Source organism: Jeotgalibacillus campisalis, assembly GCF_000829515.1.
Classification (GTDB): domain Bacteria; phylum Bacillota; class Bacilli; order Bacillales; family Jeotgalibacillaceae; genus Jeotgalibacillus; species Jeotgalibacillus campisalis.
Genome location: NZ_JXRR01000014.1, coordinates 730,851 through 750,157 on the forward strand (window position 1 = coordinate 730,851; position 19,307 = coordinate 750,157).

19 protein-coding genes are annotated in these 19,307 nt (G+C 39.1%); 2 read left to right on the forward strand and 17 right to left on the reverse strand.

Annotation, left to right across the window (positions count from 1 at the left end; genetic code table 11):
- Nucleotides 1-8: 8 nt before the first annotated feature.
- Nucleotides 9-788, reverse strand: a complete 780-nt coding sequence (sleB, locus tag KR50_RS10720; RefSeq protein WP_041058050.1) for a spore cortex-lytic enzyme — start codon at nucleotides 786-788, stop codon at nucleotides 9-11.
- 111 nt (nucleotides 789-899) lie between these two features.
- Nucleotides 900-1,571 (reverse strand): glutamic-type intramembrane protease PrsW, encoded by a 672-nt coding sequence (gene prsW, locus KR50_RS10725; protein WP_041058052.1) that lies wholly within the window; start codon nucleotides 1,569-1,571, stop codon nucleotides 900-902.
- Nucleotides 1,572-1,658: 87 nt separating this feature from the next.
- On the opposite strand from prsW, the gene KR50_RS10730 reads away from it, so the two are divergent.
- Nucleotides 1,659-2,630: an asparaginase gene (locus KR50_RS10730; RefSeq protein ID WP_041058053.1), complete on the forward strand. Its 972-nt coding sequence runs from the start codon at nucleotides 1,659-1,661 to the stop codon at nucleotides 2,628-2,630.
- Between the two features lie 147 nt (nucleotides 2,631-2,777).
- On the opposite strand, the gene KR50_RS10735 is transcribed toward KR50_RS10730, so the two are convergent.
- From KR50_RS10735 to KR50_RS10770, 8 genes are all read right to left on the reverse strand, one after another.
- Complete coding sequence (locus tag KR50_RS10735) at nucleotides 2,778-3,740, reverse strand: YpdA family putative bacillithiol disulfide reductase (protein ID WP_041058055.1); 963 nt, start codon at nucleotides 3,738-3,740, stop codon at nucleotides 2,778-2,780.
- Nucleotides 3,741-3,901: 161 nt separating this feature from the next.
- Nucleotides 3,902-4,801, reverse strand: coding sequence for a MerR family transcriptional regulator (locus KR50_RS10740; RefSeq protein ID WP_041058056.1), 900 nt, complete (start codon nucleotides 4,799-4,801; stop codon nucleotides 3,902-3,904).
- A 97-nt stretch (nucleotides 4,802-4,898) separates the two neighbouring features.
- Nucleotides 4,899-5,603, reverse strand: a complete 705-nt coding sequence (locus KR50_RS10745; RefSeq protein ID WP_052476969.1) for a metallophosphoesterase — start codon at nucleotides 5,601-5,603, stop codon at nucleotides 4,899-4,901.
- Nucleotides 5,604-5,829: 226 nt separating this feature from the next.
- Nucleotides 5,830-6,462, reverse strand: coding sequence for a CBS domain-containing protein (locus tag KR50_RS10750; protein WP_041058058.1), 633 nt, complete (start codon nucleotides 6,460-6,462; stop codon nucleotides 5,830-5,832).
- An 86-nt stretch (nucleotides 6,463-6,548) separates the two neighbouring features.
- Nucleotides 6,549-7,289, reverse strand: a complete 741-nt coding sequence (locus KR50_RS17975) for a LysM peptidoglycan-binding domain-containing protein (RefSeq protein WP_052476971.1) — start codon at nucleotides 7,287-7,289, stop codon at nucleotides 6,549-6,551.
- Nucleotides 7,267-7,881 (reverse strand): CPBP family intramembrane glutamic endopeptidase, encoded by a 615-nt coding sequence (locus KR50_RS10760; protein WP_052476973.1) that lies wholly within the window; start codon nucleotides 7,879-7,881, stop codon nucleotides 7,267-7,269. Before KR50_RS10760 ends, KR50_RS17975 begins: the two co-directional genes overlap by 23 nt.
- Entirely contained in the window at nucleotides 7,859-9,334 is a 1,476-nt protein-coding gene (locus tag KR50_RS10765) for a RecQ family ATP-dependent DNA helicase (RefSeq protein WP_041058060.1), read from the reverse strand. The genes KR50_RS10760 and KR50_RS10765 overlap by 23 nt, the downstream gene beginning before the upstream one ends.
- The gene (locus KR50_RS10770) at nucleotides 9,259-10,392 is read right to left on the reverse strand and encodes a helix-turn-helix domain-containing protein (protein WP_041058061.1); all 1,134 of its coding nucleotides are present in this window, start codon (nucleotides 10,390-10,392) and stop codon (nucleotides 9,259-9,261) included. The genes KR50_RS10765 and KR50_RS10770 overlap by 76 nt, the downstream gene beginning before the upstream one ends.
- Nucleotides 10,393-10,611: 219 nt before the next feature.
- Between KR50_RS10770 and KR50_RS10775 the strand changes: the two genes are divergently transcribed.
- The gene (locus KR50_RS10775; RefSeq protein ID WP_041058062.1) at nucleotides 10,612-10,860 is read left to right on the forward strand and encodes a ferredoxin; all 249 of its coding nucleotides are present in this window, start codon (nucleotides 10,612-10,614) and stop codon (nucleotides 10,858-10,860) included.
- A 41-nt stretch (nucleotides 10,861-10,901) separates the two neighbouring features.
- Here the strand turns inward: KR50_RS10775 and KR50_RS10780 are convergent, their stop codons facing one another.
- The 7 genes from KR50_RS10780 to resA form a co-directional block, all read right to left on the reverse strand.
- Nucleotides 10,902-12,239: a hypothetical protein gene (locus KR50_RS10780; RefSeq protein ID WP_041058063.1), complete on the reverse strand. Its 1,338-nt coding sequence runs from the start codon at nucleotides 12,237-12,239 to the stop codon at nucleotides 10,902-10,904.
- Nucleotides 12,217-12,780 (reverse strand): RNA polymerase sigma factor SigX, encoded by a 564-nt coding sequence (gene sigX / locus KR50_RS10785; RefSeq protein ID WP_084215561.1) that lies wholly within the window; start codon nucleotides 12,778-12,780, stop codon nucleotides 12,217-12,219. Before sigX ends, KR50_RS10780 begins: the two co-directional genes overlap by 23 nt.
- Nucleotides 12,781-13,097: 317 nt before the next feature.
- A complete protein-coding gene (locus KR50_RS10790) occupies nucleotides 13,098-14,876 on the reverse strand; it encodes an ATP-binding protein (RefSeq protein WP_041058065.1) in 1,779 nt (592 codons plus the stop codon).
- A complete protein-coding gene (locus KR50_RS10795) occupies nucleotides 14,873-15,589 on the reverse strand; it encodes a response regulator (protein WP_041058066.1) in 717 nt (238 codons plus the stop codon). The genes KR50_RS10790 and KR50_RS10795 overlap by 4 nt, the downstream gene beginning before the upstream one ends.
- Before the next feature lie 272 nt (nucleotides 15,590-15,861).
- Entirely contained in the window at nucleotides 15,862-17,049 is a 1,188-nt protein-coding gene (gene ccsB / locus KR50_RS10800; protein WP_041058067.1) for a c-type cytochrome biogenesis protein CcsB, read from the reverse strand.
- Nucleotides 17,033-18,709, reverse strand: a complete 1,677-nt coding sequence (gene resB, locus KR50_RS10805; RefSeq protein WP_052476975.1) for a cytochrome c biogenesis protein ResB — start codon at nucleotides 18,707-18,709, stop codon at nucleotides 17,033-17,035. The genes ccsB and resB overlap by 17 nt, the downstream gene beginning before the upstream one ends.
- A gap of 17 nt (nucleotides 18,710-18,726) precedes the next feature.
- Complete coding sequence (gene resA, locus KR50_RS10810) at nucleotides 18,727-19,305, reverse strand: thiol-disulfide oxidoreductase ResA (protein WP_052476977.1); 579 nt, start codon at nucleotides 19,303-19,305, stop codon at nucleotides 18,727-18,729.
- Between the last annotated feature and the right edge of the window lie 2 nt (nucleotides 19,306-19,307).

Here is a 19,307-nt window from a genome sequence, read left to right on the forward strand (position 1 = left end):
TCCCTCTGTTATAGGCAGAAAATATGTTCACCTATTTTTTTAATTTGTGGTCTTGACCAAATCCAGTTGCTTGTCGCCGTATCAGGATTAAAATAGTACAATGCATTTTCAGATGGATCCCATCCATTAATCGCATCAATTACAGCCTCTTTAGCTTGTTCATTCGGTTCAAGCCAGATTTGACCATCTGCTACAGCTGTAAAGGCTAATGGTTCAAAAATAACCCCTGAGGCAGTATTAGGAAAAGCCTCATCTTCAATCCGGTTTAAAATAACGGCAGCTACGGCTACCTGACCAATGTATGGTTCTCCCCTTGCTTCCCCATAAACTGCATTTGCCATTAATTGAATGTCATTTTCAGAGTAACCGGATGGATATTTTGGCGCTTTTTTCGGAGCTGATTTTTCTTTTGTTACTTGCTGATCGAGTGGAACACCGCCATAGTATGTAAAGCGATTTCCTTTTTCGATATTTGAACGCACATAATTATCATCGTAGTCCGTGTTATTTACAAGTTTCGTTCGTGTGGTCTCTCCTGCAAGACCATCTATATCCAGACCATAATCCTGTTGGAAGTTTCGTAATGCCCAATAGGTCCCCCAGCCGAAATCACCATCGATTTGTCCTTCATAGTAGCCTATATATTGAAGTCTTGATTGAAGTTCAATGACATCATCTCCAAATGCTCCGCGCTGAATCGTTTGTCCGCTAAACGCATCACTATATGTTGTCAGGTAAACTCCCTGAAGGACAACTAAACATACAAATATTATTCCCCACCGTTTCATAAACTGCCTCCGTTCTAAAAGAGTAATTGATCAAAGGTAGTTTAAACGATTCGTTTGCATGCTATACATAAAACAAAAAAAGCCATCGCCTTTAGGTAAAAGGCGATGGCTTTATGTTTTAAATTGATTATGGTGCTGATGTGTCAAAATGTGAGCTTTCTTAACTTTCCAAAGACCCAGCCACCATAAAAAGAGCATGAATGGAATAATAAAATAGATCCAGTTGTGGAAGCTTAATAAAATAAAATCGTAAAAACTATGTAACGCCACTGGGATGACAATCGATAAAAATAACAGGTTTTTTCTTACAGCAGGGAGAGAAAATTTAGCTTTGCCTACATAATACCCCATCACTACTCCAAACAGTGCATGGCTTGACACAGGGAGCAAAGCCCTGCCAAAGGCTGTTTCAAGTCCATTCACAGCAAGAAAAAGGACATTTTCCAGGGTAGCAAAACCCAAAGATACAGCCGCTCCATACACAATACCATCATACGGCTCGTCAAATTCAATAAGGTGAAAGATGAAAAAATATAAGATAAACCATTTAAAAAATTCCTCCAGTAACCCATAGGATAGAACGGATCTGAGGAAAGCAGATGAAAAAACCTGCTCTGTTTCAAGTACATACTGGACGAACATAATCGGAAACGTAATAGCGATGCCTAAAATAAAAGCACGAAACACGGTTCGGACTGGCTCGATATCATATTGGTCTCTTAAATAAAAATAACTTAAAAGAGCCAGACCAGGAGCGATCGCGGCTGAGATGATGGCAAACATAAAAATGCCTCTTTTCAATCTGTTTTACTCATCGTATCATGTAGAAGACTTGTTTTACATAGTGAAAAATGCTCGGAGGGATAGCAAATGACAAAAAAACTTATTTTACTTATTCATACAGGCGGGACCATAGCAATGGCTCAGGATCAATCTGGCGCCGTTTTACCAGGGGAAGACAATCCAATAGCGGAACAATCCGCTCAGGTGAGTGACTATGCTCATATGATCGTAGAGACGCCTTTTACACTTCCTTCTCCGCATATTACGCCTGATCATATGCTGCAGATAAAAAAACTTATTGAAAAATATTATCTTGAATCAGGAATAGAGGGTGTGGTCATTACACACGGCACCGATACGTTGGAAGAGACAGCTTATTTTCTTGATTTAACCTTGAGACTCTCTATTCCTGTAGTTTTGACGGGAGCCATGAGGTCGTCAAATGAGATTGGATCTGACGGCCTTTATAATTTAATCAGTTCTGTTCGAACTGCTTGCTGTGATGAGGCATATGGGAAAGGTGTTCTGGTCGTATTGAATGACGAAATTCACACAGCCGTCAATGTGACAAAAACACATGCAAGCAATGTATCTACCTTTCAGAGCCCTCAATATGGTCCTATAGGTATCGTAACAAAGGGCGGTGTTGTTTTTCACCACACCCCAAAATTAGATCTTAAATATGCTCTACAGGAGCCCTCGAAAAAAGTCGCTATCTTAAAGGCATATGCCGGAATGGATTCAAGACTTTTTACAAGCTTAGCGGATCTGGGATTTGACGGGGTAGTCATTGAAGCACTTGGACAAGGGAATCTGCCACCGGGAACCGTTGAAGGGATTCAAAGTTTAATCAAAAAAAATATCCCGATTGTCCTGGTTTCCAGATGCTTTAACGGAATTGCACAAGATGTATATGGCTATGAAGGCGGAGGCAGACACCTGAGAGAAATGGGTGTTATTTTTTCAAATGGACTGAACGGACAAAAAGCTCGTATTAAATTAATGATAGGTTTAGCACAATCAAACGATCATCAATTTATATCCAAAATGTTTCAATAACAACGTCATAATGGGAGCCCTTATTTTACACACTTCCAAGGGTGGCACAAGGAAAAAAACTAAAAAAAATAAAGAATGTCTTCAGAAAATAAATTTTCAGTAAGACATTCTTTATTTTTTAAGTGGATTGTTTCAGCTGATTCTAGATTAATTTTTTTCCTCAATTGCATTCGCAATTTGTTCACCGTGAAAGCGGCCGTTTTCAATAAAAATTTCATTTGCATTATTTCCTGCAGCAATGACCCCCGCAATATATATGCCTTCGATGTTCGTCTCCATCGTTTCAGGATGATAAATCGGCCTCCCTGAGTATTCATCTATACGTACGCCAATTTTTTTTAAGAAGGCATGGTCTGGGTGATAACCGATCATAGCAAATACAAAATCGTTTTTTATCGTGTGCATTTCGCTATTTATAGAATAATCTACTGCCTTTGGTGTAATATTCGTGACAGCTGCATCAAAATGCATCTTAATGGATTGAGTTTTTACAAGACCCTCAAATTGCGGTAGGATCCATGGCTTGATGCTTGGCGAATAATTGCTTCCTCTATAAAAAACGGAAACTCTTGCCCCTGCTTTTTCAAGTTCGATTGCTGCATCTACGGCGGAGTTTTTCCCTCCAATGATCGCTACGTCTGTATCAAAAAACGGATGTGCTTCTTTAAAATAATGGTGTACCTTAGGCAGCTTAGCCCCTGGAATTTTAAGTTCATTAGGGTGATCATAATATCCAGTGGCAATGACAATATGGTTAGCTGTGTAAGACTGTTTTGATGTAGTAACTGAAAAGATGCCGTTTGTCTTTTTAATCGATCTCACTTCTTCAAAACGATTAATAGAAAGGCTCATTTGTTTTACAACTTCTCTGTAGTAAACAAGAGCCTGATTTCTTTTAGGTTTATGATCTTCAATTATAAATGGCACTTCACCTATTGCCAGCTTTTCACTGGATGAAAAAAAAGTTTGGTGGGTTGGGTAATGAAAGATCGTGTTAACTATATTTCCCTTTTCGATCACCAGCGCATCGATTCCCCTTTTTTGCAATGCAATCGAAGTGGCCAGACCGCATGGGCCTCCTCCGACAACAATGACATCTCTATGCTCCATCATGCGTCACTCCTGCTCATGGTCCGTTCTAGTACGATAAAAATCCCGTATCATTGTTTATGATAGGGGATTTAAATGGGGTTTTCAATCATCTTGATTTAAATGTTCTTCCATTTCTACCAAGTCCCCATCCTTCTAATAAGAGATACTCGTGCATAAATTTATATTTTCAACGAAAGCCAGTTGTCCCATTCTTCCTTAGACCTGCCTACGAGATGATAATGGTAAATTTCTTGATCTTTATCATTGAGGCAATTAACAGCGTGCCCTCCAACCCCTACGAAAAGCTCAGGGTACTGGATAGAAAGCCGATCAATTAATTCTAATGTTTTCGTCACATTTTCTTTTAACGTGCATGAAAGAAATAGAAACTTAGGATCTACTGTCTCAAGAACAACATCTAGGTCTCCCTCTTTAATGCTGGCTCCGAGATAAACCACTTCGAAGCCTTTCCTTCGAACATATAAAGTGAAAATTAACAAACCAAGCTCATGCCATTCTCCAGGTGCACACACTGCCACGACCTTTGGCAAAAGTCCATTGTGAGGAAATGAATGCATTAGTATGCCAATCCTTGAACGTAAGATAGAAGTGGCAAAGTGTTCATGAGCTGTTGTAATCTGGCCGATTTCCCAAAGCTCACCAATCCTGATCAGGACGGTACCCAAAATGTCGATTAAGACTTTATCAATTGTATAAAGTGAGAAAGCCTGGTTTATTAGCTCATGTGATTTATTTTCTTCAAAATTTAGCAATGCCTCAACCAGATCATCCTGAAAAATTTGAATACGGTCTTTGGGTCCTTCGGTGGGTTCCTTTTGCTCAGAAAAATCCTGCTTTTCAAGCATGATGACAGCTTGACTAATAGTAAGACCTGTATTAATTTTGTTTACAAGCCACTTGAGTTTTTTTACATGTTCGTCTGTATATAGTCTGTGGCCTGATTCATTTCGAACAGGCTCAATTAAATTGTATCTTCTTTCCCATGCCCGCATCGTGCCTGGCTGTATGCCGACCATTGTGGAGACAGCTTTAATATTATACTTTCCTTCTTCACTCATATTACTTGTCCTCCTGCGGCTCGCAATCCTTTCTACAAATTATATCTCTCAATTGTCTTTGTGTAAACTTTGTATAGGTTTTATACAACGATTATCTTTATCTTTTTAGAGAAATATAATGTGTTTCTGATTTAGCACCAAGACGCAAAGGAAGCAATGTCGTGCCAAACCCGTTACTGATGAGCTGATAAGTCTCATTTATTTTTTTAAGAGATCCAGGCTCATATGGGCCTGCTCCAAAAAAACGAACTTGCCCTCCGTGTGTATGCCCGCTCAGAACCAAGTCGACTTTCTTTTTTGATTTGGAAAGTTTATGCATAATACCGGGTTCATGACTGACTAAAATGACGGGATCCGTTGTATTGACTGCCTGCAGAGCTTCTTGCAAATCATCTTTTTTATAACTGATATCCCCAACTCCCGCAATCCATATAGAGTGATCTTTTTCTATTTCTATTTTTCTTACTTCATTCTCGAGGATCGTGACATTATTTCTTCGCAACAGGTGATTCAGCTTTTTCAGATCAACCTCTTCGTCGTTATTGCCGTAAACAAAATAAACAGGCCCTATTTCAGAGAGTATTTGAATGTTTCGTTCTACTCTTGAATATGGCACTCCTTTTTCCATTAAGTCTCCTCCAATAATTACTGCATCAGCTGAAGGAATTGATTTCACCCAATTAAGATATAAGTTTCTGCGATGAATATCCGAGATGAAAAAAATCGAAAAATCTTTTTCTGCCTTATAGTGATCCGGCTCAATATTTATGTAAGAAATATTATTTTCAAATGCCCTTTTCAACATCCAGCCCCCTAGTGACATGAAAGTTAAAAGGATCGTAGTCAAGTATTTCAAAAAAAAACCTCCAATCCGCTAGAGAGCGGCAAACAAAAAAAGATGAGGCTGGGACAATTTTGTCTCAACCTCTTCTATCCGGTTCACTCTACTCCGTTCACCTCATCGCAACAATTTAAACAAACTCAATTTGAAAAAGATTGTTGTCCTGTTACAGCCTCGTATTTGCGCTCTACTCTTCTTTAATATCTAATATTCTAAAGCCTGATTTCTCTAATTTTTTTAAAAACCTCTCTATATTATCGCGTTTTTCAATTTTTAACACGATTCTTCTGACAAGCTTATCGGTTTCATCAAACGTTACAAGAGAGATGACTGACTCATGGAATTGTTGAATAATATCCGCAAGCCTCGAAATTCTTCCTTCTGTTTCGACTGAAGTAAAGGCAATCCTAATTCCTTTTTTATGCATACCGAATGCACTTTGAAACTGATTGAAAACATCATATCTCGTAACAATGCCTTTAAAATCTCCCTGCTCGTCTACTACTGATAATAAAGGGAAATCATTTAGTTCATAAAGGGTCGTTTCAAAAATTTCATCACCCTTAAGATATGTATCTTGATGGGTTGCAATATCCTGTGCTGTAACAACAGAATTAAATTCCTCCCTTGATTTACCAGATTCAAAAAAGGCTTTATAGATATGATATTTTGTTGCTACACCTTTATATTGGGAATTATCTAATACAGGGACACCATCGATCCCGTTTTCTTCCAATAGTGTAATGACTTTTTCAATAGAATCATTAACTTGAACAGTATAACATTTAGCATTAGCAATCATTGCATTTTTTACAAACATTGGCTTCACCTCGTAATTTATTATAGTACATTCTTCGCTTCTAACCTGATAATATCCTGCCTGATTTACTCTATCATCACCATCAATTATTGACTGGGAATCTCTAATACTTGACCTTCTGAAATTTCGTTGCTGCTGAGCCCATTTACTTCTTTAATTTTCTCCACCCAGTCTCCATTGCCGAAATAGTTTACGGATATACGATACAGTGTTTCACTTGCCTGAACAGTATGGACAGCCGAGGATGAGGGTTCTTCCTCAACATCAGTGGTTGAATCCGTTTCTGCTTCAGCAGGTTCTTCTACAACTTGTTCTGCAGGTTCTTCTGCCGCTGGTTCTGCAGGTTCCTCTACAGCTTCCTGGACAGCTTCTTCCGTTTCATTTGAAGCCTCCGTTTTTTCCTCGTTTATTTCCTCTGCATCGTCATCTTTGGATGTTTCTGCATCTGAAGGAGATTCTTCCGGCGTTTCCTCTCTTTCATCACTATCTGTAATTCCCGTATCCGGTTGTTCATCTGCAGGTGACAGTTGAGCACGGTCAACTTGAAATGCGCTATCGCGATCCATTGTCGCATTCGTAATACCACTCTCAGAATTATTTAACGTTAAAGAAAGAATTGCTACCGTAACAGGAAGAAGAACAAATAATGCCACCAGCACCCGAATTAAAGGAAAAGGTTTTTTTTGAGCGGCCTTTTCATCTCTTTTCTTTCCATGCAAAGCCAGCCTCGATGTTTCACCTCCATTTTCTTTATGGATGCTTTGATCCGCTGCAGTAATTTCCTGTCGTGTTTTGTTTGCCTGGTCACGATAAGGATCTCGTTTCATGTAATTCCCCTTCTTTTCTTTTTTTATGTTTAGATTTTTGCTGAATATATAAGCCTAATAATAAATTAACGATGAAATGCAGGCTGATAGTTGACCACAAACTATTGGTCCACTCATATATTCCCCCAATAATGAAACTTAGAATCACAATATTTAATGTAAGATACCAATGATTTAAATAACGAAAATGAACAATTGCAAAAAGAAGACTTGCCAGCATCCAACTTGTGTTCGTTTGAATAACTCCGCGAAAAAGTAATTCTTCTGCCAGCGCTACGATCATCGCAAGCCATAAAAGTTGAGCAATACTCGCATTTGAGAATAATTTCTCATTTATTCCGCCGTCATCATAATAACGACTTGGAAGAAGCTTCATAAGCCATATATCCAAAAAAACGATCATTAGACCTGCTGCAACCCCAACCCCTATCATAGTTGATGAGATCGCGAATAAGCCGGTAAACAAATGAAAACTTTCAAATAACAAGAACCCTAAGAATAGGGATGCGGCCAAAAAGAAAATTTGAGTTCCCACAACTGATGTTATCAATTGCTGGTGAGTGATACGATCAATAGTCTTTTGTCCACCCATCATTTTCATTCTCCTTAAAAATTGATGCTAACCGATTTTGCCAGGTTATTACTTTTCTTTGCTCAGACCCAAGGCTTCCAATATAAGATTCAAGAGGAAAGCCGCATTGATCACAGCAAAACGGCTGAATAATAGAGTTTGTTTCATCAAAACACCGCACAATTAATTGTCTTCTGCAATTGTCTGTGGTGACATAGGTAACCATTTGATCTATTTTGCGTTTTTTTTCAACCATCCGCTTTAAAATTAATTGATTAACGTGACCCGCCCAGTTCGAATGGTTCGTTTCTATTTTAGCGTAATAATGCAAAACTCTGTTTTGAACCTCCGATAGACCCGTTTTTTCTTCAATTTCTTTTAAACCGCTGGCTGTGTGCTTAATTTTTTCAAATTCACTTATTTGACGTAATGAAGGCCTTTCAAGTTCCAGTAAATTTGTCGTAATTTGTTCATCTTTAGATAAGTATAACAGGATTGACAAACTTTTTTCACCATCACGTCCAGCCCTGCCAATTTCCTGCACAAAAGCCTCCATACTTGAAGGAAGGTGGAAGTGTATAATTGTCCGGATATTTTCTTTATTGACCCCCATGCCAAAGGCGCTTGTAGCAAAGATCCAGTCAAGCTGATCCGTTAAAAATTGCTGCTGAATAAGAATTCTTTGGTCCTGTTCAAGCCCGGCATGATAACTTGAAATCTTTTTGGCAGTTGTTTGATTCATTTCTTCTGCAAGCTCATCTGCTAATTTTTTACTTGAAAAATAGACGATGCCGGGTGAGGACAAAGTTTCTATAAATTGCTTTAACGTATGGATTTTTTCCTGAAAGGAAGAAAGTTGTTCCACTTTCAAAGCTATATTGGGACGATTGACTGAGTAAACCCACTCATCCGGGCTGGCCATTTTTAAGCTTTGACAAATATCAGCTCTGATTTTTACTGTTGCAGTAGCAGTTAACGCAAGTGTAACGGGACTTCCTAGTTTTTCTTTAATCGCACCAAGTTGAAGATAATCCGGCCTGAAATCCGGTCCCCATTGAGAGATGCAGTGCGCTTCATCCACAACAAATAGACGGATGCTGCAAGAAGATAGTGCTTCTGAAATCTCAGCAAGATTGAGCATTTCAGGTGAAATAAAGATAAATTTGTAGTGCTGCAAATTCTTAAGCGCCTGTTTTTTTTCTTTGAAAGATAAAAAGGAATTAAGTGCTATAACTTTTTTTTCTCCTCTGATCTTAATCTGCTCAACCTGGTCCTGCATTAAAGAAAGTAAAGGAGAAACGATAAGAACCTGTGCATGCAAAATATAGGATGGAAGCTGATAGCATAGAGATTTACCAGAACCGGTTGGAAGCATTGCAATGGTATCTTTTTCTGCGATTATACTTTCGATGATTTCTTTTTGACCCTCTCTGAAAGACCTGAATCCAAAGTGTTTAAATAAGGTATCTTCCATTTATTGTCCGTCCTTCCTTTGGATACGAGTACCAGCCGAATTTGAAAAAAGCTTGCCCTTGGCACTAAATCTTTTATTTCTTTCATTCTTTTATTTCTTATGCTATTAGCAGCAAGCCAAATTTCATCCTGCAGACTGAGCTCCACATAAGGTTCAATGGAAAACGTTTGGACCATAAGGGCAATCTCGATAATATGATCTTCAATCGTGCTTGTTTTTAGATTTCGAATCTGCGCTATTTTTTCAATGGTATAGAACTGTTGGATGTATCTCAGCGTTTTTTCAGTGGAAACAGTCAGGACAAATTCTTTTTGAGTTATATCCTTCTGAATTGAATTAAGGATTGGATAAGTATTTTTATCTTGTATTTCTGTAAGAATATAGTGAAGTGTGTTTAAGAAACGAATATGCACTTCTGATTCATCCGTTTTAAAATGGTCAGCCAGCTGCCGGGGGGTTTGCCCAATTAATTGAAAGCCGGTCATTTGCTGAACAATATAATCAGGATGATCTGGAAATTTATTTTTCATAAAGATCTTCGTTAATTCTAAATATAGTTTTTTAGTGTTTTTGCGTCTATCATCTTTCCAATTTAAAAATGTATGTTTTACCCAGTGTTGAATATCGGGATCACGCTGTACAGGAAAAAATCGATTTTCCTGATGAATGTAATTCGACAAAGACTGGGATAGCAACAAAAGTCTTTTCCAAAAAATTGTTGCTCTGTCATGGTAAAGCCAGCCTTTTAAATAAAAGGGAAAAGGATGATTTTTAAAATAAGCGTCAAGTGCGTTTTCTCCGTCTTCCGATACTCGCCATCTTTGTTCTTGAAACTCGATTAAATACTTGTTCATTATTAGGCGCTCACAACTTTGATCAAAAGATTTCCTTGATAAGTGCGGATAAATTTGAAAGAAATCATGCGCTCCATATAAATGAGCGTCTTGAATTGTCTGTGAAGTTTTCTTTCCTGATATCAAATGAAAAATTGCGGAGCGGCTTCGATCTCCATTAAATAAGCGAAAACAGAGCAATAAGATCGCATCCAAATAGGTCATAAAAGCTCTCCTTTAATGAGTTCATTGCTTTATTTTATCATGTTTTTGTCGATTACTGTCCGATTTCTTTTTGTCTAATAGGGTAAAATTAGAATGGTTCAAGCAATTCCATTGAAGATTAAGCATCTTTCTATTGAAAAAGCTCAATGACATGTTTAGAATGATACATGATACTTTTTTTGTGTTTTAGAGGATTTATTGAACTAGGAGGGAATTAAATTGGCAAAATATACAATAGTTGACAAAGATACTTGCATAGCATGCGGCGCATGTGGGGCTGCTGCTCCAGATATTTACGATTACGATGATGAAGGTATTGCATTTGTAACGTTAGATGATAATGAAGGGACAGTAGAAGTACCGGATGTATTGTTTGACGATATGCTGGACGCATTTGAAGGGTGCCCTACTGACTCCATTAAAGTAGCAGATGAACCATTTAATGGAGATGCTCTTAAATTTGAATAGATAACAGAAAACTGCGAAAACCAATGGTTTTCGCAGTTTTTTTATCGAATAAATTGTTTATTGGGACCAAGAGGAACCACAATCGGTTTTTCAAGATCAAACCCCAGTTCCCTGGAATCTGATATGTTTTCAAATAAAACCTCTTGCATTCCAAAGGAAGCAGCCGTGAGCAGCACAGCTTCAATGAAGTTCTTCTTCTCCTCGTCGGTAAAGTCATTAATCTGCTTGCTTGGTGTAATAGTCAGCAAATCGTTTTCCTGCTGAGTCTCGATGGTTATGTTTTCAGGCAATACTTTAGTAAAACCGTTTGGCACCTCTTGCTGCATTTTTTTCAAGGCATCTTCAATCGTTGCAAAAGAGGCATAAGACTGGGCAAAATACACGTTGGAAGTCCGATCATCTCTATATAAATAATAACCTTTATTTTTATTATTTAATGAAATGTCCTGTCCCCCCATTGAATCAGTACCCTCAAATTCTCCTTCACCATTGGCTATTTTAAAAAGACGATAATTATCGTGGCCAAACGTTTGCTTTAATACCTCATTCAACACGTCAAAAGAAGATTCTTTTATACGTTCGCTAAAATTATCTATCGTTCCTGTAATACTATCTTTCGATGGGGTGGATAGATCAACTGTTACAGGGTGATAGTCACTAAAGCCTATTGCTTCTTCGTCAATTTCATCAGCCCATCTGTTGTATAATTCAATGCTACTGTCTTCATTTTCTTTTTCCGGCAAAAGAAATGTAAAAGGAATTACATATCCATCCCATGATACCAAAGCGGTTTTGAAATAAGAACGGCCGCTTGCTTCAGCAGAATATAAGGCAGTCCCTTGAGGCTGCTCTTCTACGGTAGCGTTAAAAATAGTTGCATTAAGATTTTCATCAAACTGCTTAGACTCATCTGCTGGCTCTGTTTCTGAGAAAGACCCGTGATCCTTGGCCTCATTGCTGCTGTTTTCTTCACCAGGCTTTTCTTTCTGTTCCTGAATAGCAGGATTTTCATCTTCTGCTTCATCACTAGAATTACTTTCTATTGTAAGTTCAGTTTTTTCTTCCTCTAAGCTGTTTATATGAGAATCCTCTGCAGATTCTTCTGTGGTTTGTTCATGGTAAGAATCAACCGCTTCATTATCTGATGAGATATTCATCTCATTATTGCTGTTGAGGAAAGGAGAAATTAATAGAAAAAGCAGCATCAAAACAGCAGCACTGGCTGCTCCTGGAATCCACAATGTCCTTCTTTTATTTTTCTTGCTTTCTTTTAGCTTTATTTTTTTATACATCATTTCAGCCGTTTGTCTGTTTTTGAAGTTCGGCATCTTATTTAACATTTCTTCAATATCTTTATTATTCCACTTTGAACCGCTCACTGCTTTCTGCCTCCTTCCTGTTCGACATCTTCTCCCTTAAACTTTTAATTGCTCTATGTTGAGTCGTTTTAACTTTTCCTTCTGTCCATCCTAATATTTGAGCCGTTTCTGCTATACTGAGCTCTTGAATGTACCTCATGATCACAACCATCCTCTGATCTGTTGTGCATTGATCCAGGCACATATATAACTCTTTCATACTCTCATTCAATTCAGCTATCTCATATGGTAATGGAGATTCAGAAGCAAGGTCTTTTTTTGACCAGTCAAAACTGCTTAAAATTCTTTTTTTGATTGTTGATTGTTTCCTGAAATGATCGATGGCTACATTTTTTGCGATAGAAAACAGCCACGTTTTTTCAGAACTTTTCCCTTGAAACTGTCCGTAGGATTTCATAACACGGATAAAGACTTCCTGCATTAGATCTTCTGCAATATCTCGATTCTTAACTAAGTAAATCAGGAATTGAAATACATCCTGTTGATAATCCGTATATAACCTCTTAAAAACGGAGTCCATTTTAGTCTCCTCCCCGTTCATTTCATTAGTCGTATGTACGTTTAAAAAGTTTCACATCTAGTGTACTATATCTGCAAACGATTAAACAGATAGACTGGAATAGTCTGCCAGATTATATAATAAGGAAGCCGTAAAAATACCGGCTCTACATTGTTTTACATAGCCATCTTTATTAATGCGGAAAGTCTTTTTAAGGCTCAAGGATACCTGCTGTAAAGCGCCAAAGGACCTCCAGTTAATTGATAAATCTTTACAAAAAAATCCTATGCGGACAAGTTTGCTGTCTGCATAGGATCTTTTTATTTAAAAGCTGAAAAGACTTCTGAGCTATTGTGGATTTACAGCTGCTTATCCGGCAACTGAAACCTGAAAGTCGTACCCTGATTAAGATTGCTTTCTACTTCAATTGCTCCATTGTGTGCTTCAATAAGGTTTTTTACTATTGCAAGGCCAAGACCCGTACCTGAACGTCCTCTCGTCCTTGCTTTATCGGCTTTATAAAATCGTTCAAAAATAAATGGAAGGTCTTCATCTGGAATCCCGATGCCAGAGTCGCTTACTTCAACTGTTAACCGTTTGGCTTCTATTGAAACCGTCAATTGAATAATTCCGCCATCGTGTGTATGACGAAGCGCATTATCAAGTAGATTAGTCAGCACTTGTTCCATTCGATCGGGATCAAATCTCCATTCATCCTCTTTTGCTAAAAGAGAGTCAATGGTCAGCCTGATGTCTTTTTCTTTTGATACGACATTAAATTTATTTATAACTCGCTCCATAAAAGGCAGCACGGGAAGCGTTTCATAATGCAAGGTAATATGACCTGCTTCAATTCTTGCAAGATCGAGCAATTCATTTACAAGGCGGCCCATTCGCAAGGATTCATCATAAATAATTCGGGCAATTTCCTTTCTCTCTTCATCCGTCTGAGGAATATCATCCACGATTGCCTCGCTGTATCCCTGCAGCATAGAAATAGGAGTCCTTAGTTCATGAGAAACATTTGCAATGAAATCCTTTCGAAGCTTTTCAAGGCCTCTTTCCTCAGTCATATCCCGTATAACAGCTACCGCTCCTCGCACCAGATCGCCGCTGTACAGCGGACTGAGAATGGTGACAAAAGTTCTTCCTAAAATTGTTACTTCCCCTACCTGCTCTTCGTCCGTTTCCATTACCCGCAGAAGAAGTTCCTGAAGCTGCGGCGGCAGAGCCTCATTCATTCCTGCTGCCTGCTCCTGATACCAATATTGCAAAAAGCGATCAGCTGGAGGGTTTGAAATTAATATAGTGCCGTCCCGATTAAATGTAATGACTCCATCTGCCATAGAACTTAAAATACTCGACAGCTGCTCTTTTTCCTGGCTTAATGCATCAAGGTGATGCTTAAGCTGTCTTCCCATCTGATTGAATGCTGTAGCAAGTTCGCCTATCTCATCTTGAGTAAGGATCGGAACTTTCGTATCAAATTTACCTCTTGCTACCTCAAAAGCTCCCTCACGCATTCTTCTTAACGGAGCTGTAATCCTGGTGGAAAGGAAAAAAGCAAATATAGTTGTCAGAATGATTGCAATCCCTGCTGCTAAGACAATGATTCGCGTTGTTTGTTCTGTTGTCTGTTGTAATGCTTCTAACGATTGATAAACATAAACTGCTCCTGAACTGCCATCTGTAAAGGTAAAAGGAACCCCGGTTATAATAACGTTTTCGTAGCGGTTTGATGAAGCGTCCGATTCAACGGACAGTTCCTGCTGAACAGATTTCTGCTGCTCTGTCACGCTTGAAAAAACCGTACTCTGTTCAATTAATTCTCTAACATCCTGCTGATATGCTTTATTTCCATCGGAAGAAAATGTCCCAACATTCTCAATTGTCACTAATGCATAGACCGGCTCATCCACAATTTCCGAGATAATTTGAAGACTGAGATCCATGTCGCTATGATCTTCTAATATGCGGGATATTTTCTGTGCTTCAAACTGCAGAGATTGTTCAACTTCTTCAACATGGTAATTTTGGAAAAATTCAAGCAATAAAATGGTCAAAATAAACAGAACAAAGGAGACAAGCAATAGAATTGTCATCCAGAGCTTGCCTACTACACTTCTCCATATTCTCATTCATCAAGTACCTCGAACTTGTACCCAACCCCCCACACAGTAACAATCATTTTTCCTGCTTGCTCAGATACTCTGTTTAACTTTTCGCGTAAACGCTTAACATGGGTATCCACGGTTCTGAGGTCTCCGAAAAACTCATAATGCCATACTTCCTTTAATAATTGTTCTCTATCGTAGACCTTATCAGGACTTTTTGCTAAAAATAGCAATAATTCATATTCTTTTGGCGTCAATGTCACCTCATGACCGTCTGCTGTGACACGGTGAGCATCGTTGTCTATGACAAGATGAGGATAGGCAATCATATCTTTTGCTTTTGTTTCAGTTTGAAGATAGTTGGTAGTGGAGGATCTGCGAAGCAATGCCTTCACTCTGAGCACTACTTCCCTTGGACTGAACGGTTTAACAATATAATCATCCGTTCCAACTTCAAATCCCTGTACCCGGTTTCCTTCTTCCCCTTTTGCTGTCAGCATGATCACTGGTGTAGCTTTTACTTCTCGAAGTTCACTGCATACTTGTATCCCATCTTTTCCTGGCATCATTAGATCAAGTAAAATGCAATCAAAATTTTCTTCCAGCGCCAGAGCAAGTGCCTGGTCCCCGTCTTCAGCTTCAACGATTGAATAACCCTCCCGCTCAAGATACATCCTTAAAAGGCGCCTGATTCTTTCTTCGTCATCCACAACTAAAATATGGCCCATTTCACTCATCTTGTTTCCTCCTTATGCATATGTATTTTTATTTAAATAGAGAGCCTGGGACAAATGTGTCTCAAGCTCTTTGACCGGTTCACTTCGCTTCAGGCGGACGCTTTCCGCAGGGACGGGAGCTTGAGCCTTTCCAGGGCTTTGCCCTGCAAAGTCTCAAGCAACCGTCATATCCTGCAGGAGTCCCCGCCTTCCGCTCCGCTCACCTCATACTGATGATATATACTGTCTCATTTTTTACCTTTTTCTCAGATTATGTTCCAACCTTTTATGTTTTAAGCGTAAGAATGCAAGCCTGCTATAATCAGGTTCACTGCAATCAAGTTAAACATAATAATAGCAAAACCGATAACAGCAAGCCAAGCAGAACGGTTTCCTTCCCATCCTTTAGACAATCTCAGATGGAGGAATGCTGCGTAAAAAAGCCAAGTAATTAAAGCCCACACTTCTTTCGGGTCCCAGCCCCAGAATCGTGTCCAGGCGATTTGGGCCCAGATCATAGCAAATACAAGACCACCTAATGTAAACACTGGAAAACCGATTAAAATAGAACGGTAGCCGACTTCGTCCATAAGATTTAAGTTTACTCGCTTTACAAGAGGCTGCAGTAAAGCGGATATGCTTTTTCTTGTTACTAATCGCAGCACCAGATAAAGGATTGTCCCTGTAAGTATAGACCAAAGGACAGTATTTAATCTGCTGGCGTTAACAATGGCCGGCATCGACAATGATGTAGCAAATTGTCCTTCTGTCAGCAGTTCACCTTGATGAGGAATGACTAGTGCCGGAAGGGCGTACTGTGCAGTTGCTGCTTCTTCCTCTGAATTTACGTACGCAAATTCAGATTCATAGCCGGCTATAGAGCCTGCAGTTGTTGATACAATAAACCCAACCACGAGAACTAAACTAAAAAGAACGGCTTCAAGCCAAAAGGTTTGCTTCCCTTTTTTTGCTAAGTCAACATCCTTTAATAAGTAGATTAATCCAGCTACAAAGCTGATGGCAAGAATTGCCTCACCTGCAGCAACCGTTGAAACATGTATGGCCAGCCAATCACTTTGCAGAGCGGGGATAAGTGGTGATACATCTCTTGGAAACATGCTTGAGTAGGCGATAATAAGCAAGGCAATGGGCAAGGCGAAAACACCTAAAACATGCGTACGGTAAATAAAATAAATAATAATAAAAGCGGCTACAAGCATCATGCCAAAAAATGTAATAAACTCAAATAAATTGCTTAGAGGAGCATGTCCGGATGCAATCCACCTCGTAATAAAATAACCAAGCTGTGAAATGAACCCGGTAATCGTAATGGTAATAGCAATCGTTGCCCACTTATTTTTTCCTGTTTGATTCGTATGTTTTTTTGATTTTATAGAACCGGCAAAAAACACAGTCGCGATCAAATACAGCACAAACGCTGCGTAAAGCAGGGTACTGCTAATGCTAACTAGTTGAGTCACGGTTATTTTCCTCCTTTGCGTCAGCGGATGTATTCCTGTTTAAATTTTCTTCCTGGTGATCGACAGGCTTTTCTAAACCTGTGGAATCAAACACATATTCGAGATCTTTTCGTAAACCAAACCAGTTTTTATTCGTGTGACCAGCGGCAAGAAGTCTGCCATCAGCAGTTTTTTTCAGCCACAGCCTTCTATGATTCCAATATGCGCCTTGTACGACACCAATCATAAAGACTGCTCCACCAAGCCCTAAGATCCATAGAGTTAGATCTTTTCGAACGGTTAATCCGGAGACATCTCTGGTCTCGACTCCTGCAAATTCCAATGCATAGTCATTTTCGCCAAGCGGCTCCACGTTTCGTTGAATCCCAATGAATGCTACTTCTCCATCCGGCTTTTCAGGTGAAAATAATCTAACTAAAAAAGCTGGGTTATTGGGAATAGGAGAAACAGATTGAGGTTCGCCATCTTCAAATCCGGAGAAGTCAGGAAAATATTCTGTCAGCTCCACACTGTAGCCATTTTCAAGTTCGTATACTTTTTGCGGTTCATCAAATCTAATCGTAAATGAGCCGACTGACTCCTCTGAGGCTTTGTTTGTCATATTAAAACTCATCGATAAGTACTCATCTTGCCGGAAATCGACCTGGTAGAGAGCAAATTGGTCAAATTTAAGTGGCTGATTGACTTGTATGGCTCCATTTTGTACTTCTACTAACTCGCCTTGCTGACCAGCAATGCTTCCTTGTTCTCTTTGGTAGAGATGAGCATCCGTCTGATAGTTTTTAGCAATCGCGCCTTCTCGTTCAATGGTGTTATTAAATACTTCAGGGTCTTCACCTTGTTCATATGTCTCCACAGTGAACCCGTCACTTTTTAAAAAGTACTCCTGACCTGTTCCGGGAATTGCCATCGTTTCTCCTTCACGGATCCACATATTTTCGTCAACATACATACCAGGAACGAAACGGAGCATCCCGCCAATAAGAAAGATAATTAAGCCTATATGATTTATATAAGGACCCCACCTTGAAAATCTTCCTTTTTCAGCTAGTAAATGATCTTTTTCTTCTCGAATGCGATAGCGCTTTTTTTCCAGCCGTTCTCTTATTTGAGCGATTGTTTTTTCAGGTGATTCAACAGAATAATCCGAAAAAACCCGTTGTCGTTTCATAAAAGATTCATGCCGGTTTATTCGCTGATGTTTTAATGCTTTATATAGTGGTATTACACGGTCAAGGCTCGCGATAATGATTGATGTGCCGATTGCTCCAATTAGTAATAAATACCACCATGAGCTGTATAAATCATGAAAACCGAGCACATAATATATTTTTCCGGCTATTCCGTATCTTTCTTCATAATAGACGTTCTCTGTTCCCTGTGGGATAAACAGGGCCTGAGGAAAGATTGTTCCAAGAGATGATGCAATAAGCGTAGTGACAATCAGCCACACCCCTACTTTTACTGAGGAGAAAAAATTCCAAATTTTATCTATTATCGAAAGATTGTACGTTTGAGACCTTCTCGCCATTCCCTCATATCGCATTACATCAGCTGTTTTTCTGTTTTCTGCATCCTTCGATAAAGTACGCCCGCATGATAAGCAAAGTTCTGTTCCTTCTGGATTCACGTGGCCGCACTTACAGGTTATTTCATTCATGCGTAAGACCCCTAACGTTATGGCTTAATCATTTCCATGTATTCTGCTACCATTTCTTCTGTCATTTCACCTTTTACCACCTTTACTACCTCACCTTCAGGATTAATGAGCAGAGTAGTAGGAAGCGGACCGATTGCATAGGCATACATCACATCTTTTTGAGCATCACGTACCACAGGAAATGATAAATTATACTCATTTGCAAAGTTATTCACCTGGAATTCTGATTCGCCTACATTGACGGCAAGAATCTGAACACCCTCATCTTTATACACTTGATATTGATTTTCCATATAAGGCATCTCTTTTTCACACGGCTTGCACCAAGTGCCCCAAAAGTTTAGGAAAACTCCCTGCCCTTTATAGTCCGAGAGACGGTGAGCGTTACCGTCCAGATCTGTTAATTCAAAATCTGGCGCAGCATCTCCTGCTTTAACAAGCATTCTATCGTCGTCAGTTAAAGTGGAATATAAAGTATAGACAACTGCTGCTATTAACACCGTCAAGATGGACACTCGAATAAGCAGGCGTTTCTTTTTGCGTTTACTCACGATTAAACCTCCTGATACACCATAGTTCGAATAAATGAATTCCATTA

What these genes read in the sequence shown, in the direction of transcription:
- KR50_RS17975 (WP_052476971.1), bottom strand. Translation starts at nt 7,289, where the DNA reads ATGAAACGAGATCCTTATCGTGACCAGGCAAACAAAACACGACAGGAA.
- KR50_RS10795 (WP_041058066.1), bottom strand. Translation starts at nt 15,589, where the DNA reads ATGAGTGAAATGGGCCATATTTTAGTTGTGGATGACGAAGAAAGAATC.
- KR50_RS10730 (WP_041058053.1), top strand. Translation starts at nt 1,659, where the DNA reads ATGACAAAAAAACTTATTTTACTTATTCATACAGGCGGGACCATAGCA.
- KR50_RS10790 (WP_041058065.1), bottom strand. Translation starts at nt 14,876, where the DNA reads ATGAGAATATGGAGAAGTGTAGTAGGCAAGCTCTGGATGACAATTCTA.
- sigX (WP_084215561.1), bottom strand. Translation starts at nt 12,780, where the DNA reads ATGAACGGGGAGGAGACTAAAATGGACTCCGTTTTTAAGAGGTTATAT.
- KR50_RS10760 (WP_052476973.1), bottom strand. Translation starts at nt 7,881, where the DNA reads ATGGGTGGACAAAAGACTATTGATCGTATCACTCACCAGCAATTGATA.
- sleB (WP_041058050.1), bottom strand. Translation starts at nt 788, where the DNA reads ATGAAACGGTGGGGAATAATATTTGTATGTTTAGTTGTCCTTCAGGGA.
- KR50_RS10735 (WP_041058055.1), bottom strand. Translation starts at nt 3,740, where the DNA reads ATGGAGCATAGAGATGTCATTGTTGTCGGAGGAGGCCCATGCGGTCTG.
- prsW (WP_041058052.1), bottom strand. Translation starts at nt 1,571, where the DNA reads ATGTTTGCCATCATCTCAGCCGCGATCGCTCCTGGTCTGGCTCTTTTA.
- resB (WP_052476975.1), bottom strand. Translation starts at nt 18,709, where the DNA reads ATGAATGAAATAACCTGTAAGTGCGGCCACGTGAATCCAGAAGGAACA.
- KR50_RS10770 (WP_041058061.1), bottom strand. Translation starts at nt 10,392, where the DNA reads ATGACCTATTTGGATGCGATCTTATTGCTCTGTTTTCGCTTATTTAAT.
- resA (WP_052476977.1), bottom strand. Translation starts at nt 19,305, where the DNA reads ATGGAATTCATTTATTCGAACTATGGTGTATCAGGAGGTTTAATCGTG.
- KR50_RS10750 (WP_041058058.1), bottom strand. Translation starts at nt 6,462, where the DNA reads ATGTTTGTAAAAAATGCAATGATTGCTAATGCTAAATGTTATACTGTT.
- KR50_RS10740 (WP_041058056.1), bottom strand. Translation starts at nt 4,801, where the DNA reads ATGAGTGAAGAAGGAAAGTATAATATTAAAGCTGTCTCCACAATGGTC.
- KR50_RS10765 (WP_041058060.1), bottom strand. Translation starts at nt 9,334, where the DNA reads ATGGAAGATACCTTATTTAAACACTTTGGATTCAGGTCTTTCAGAGAG.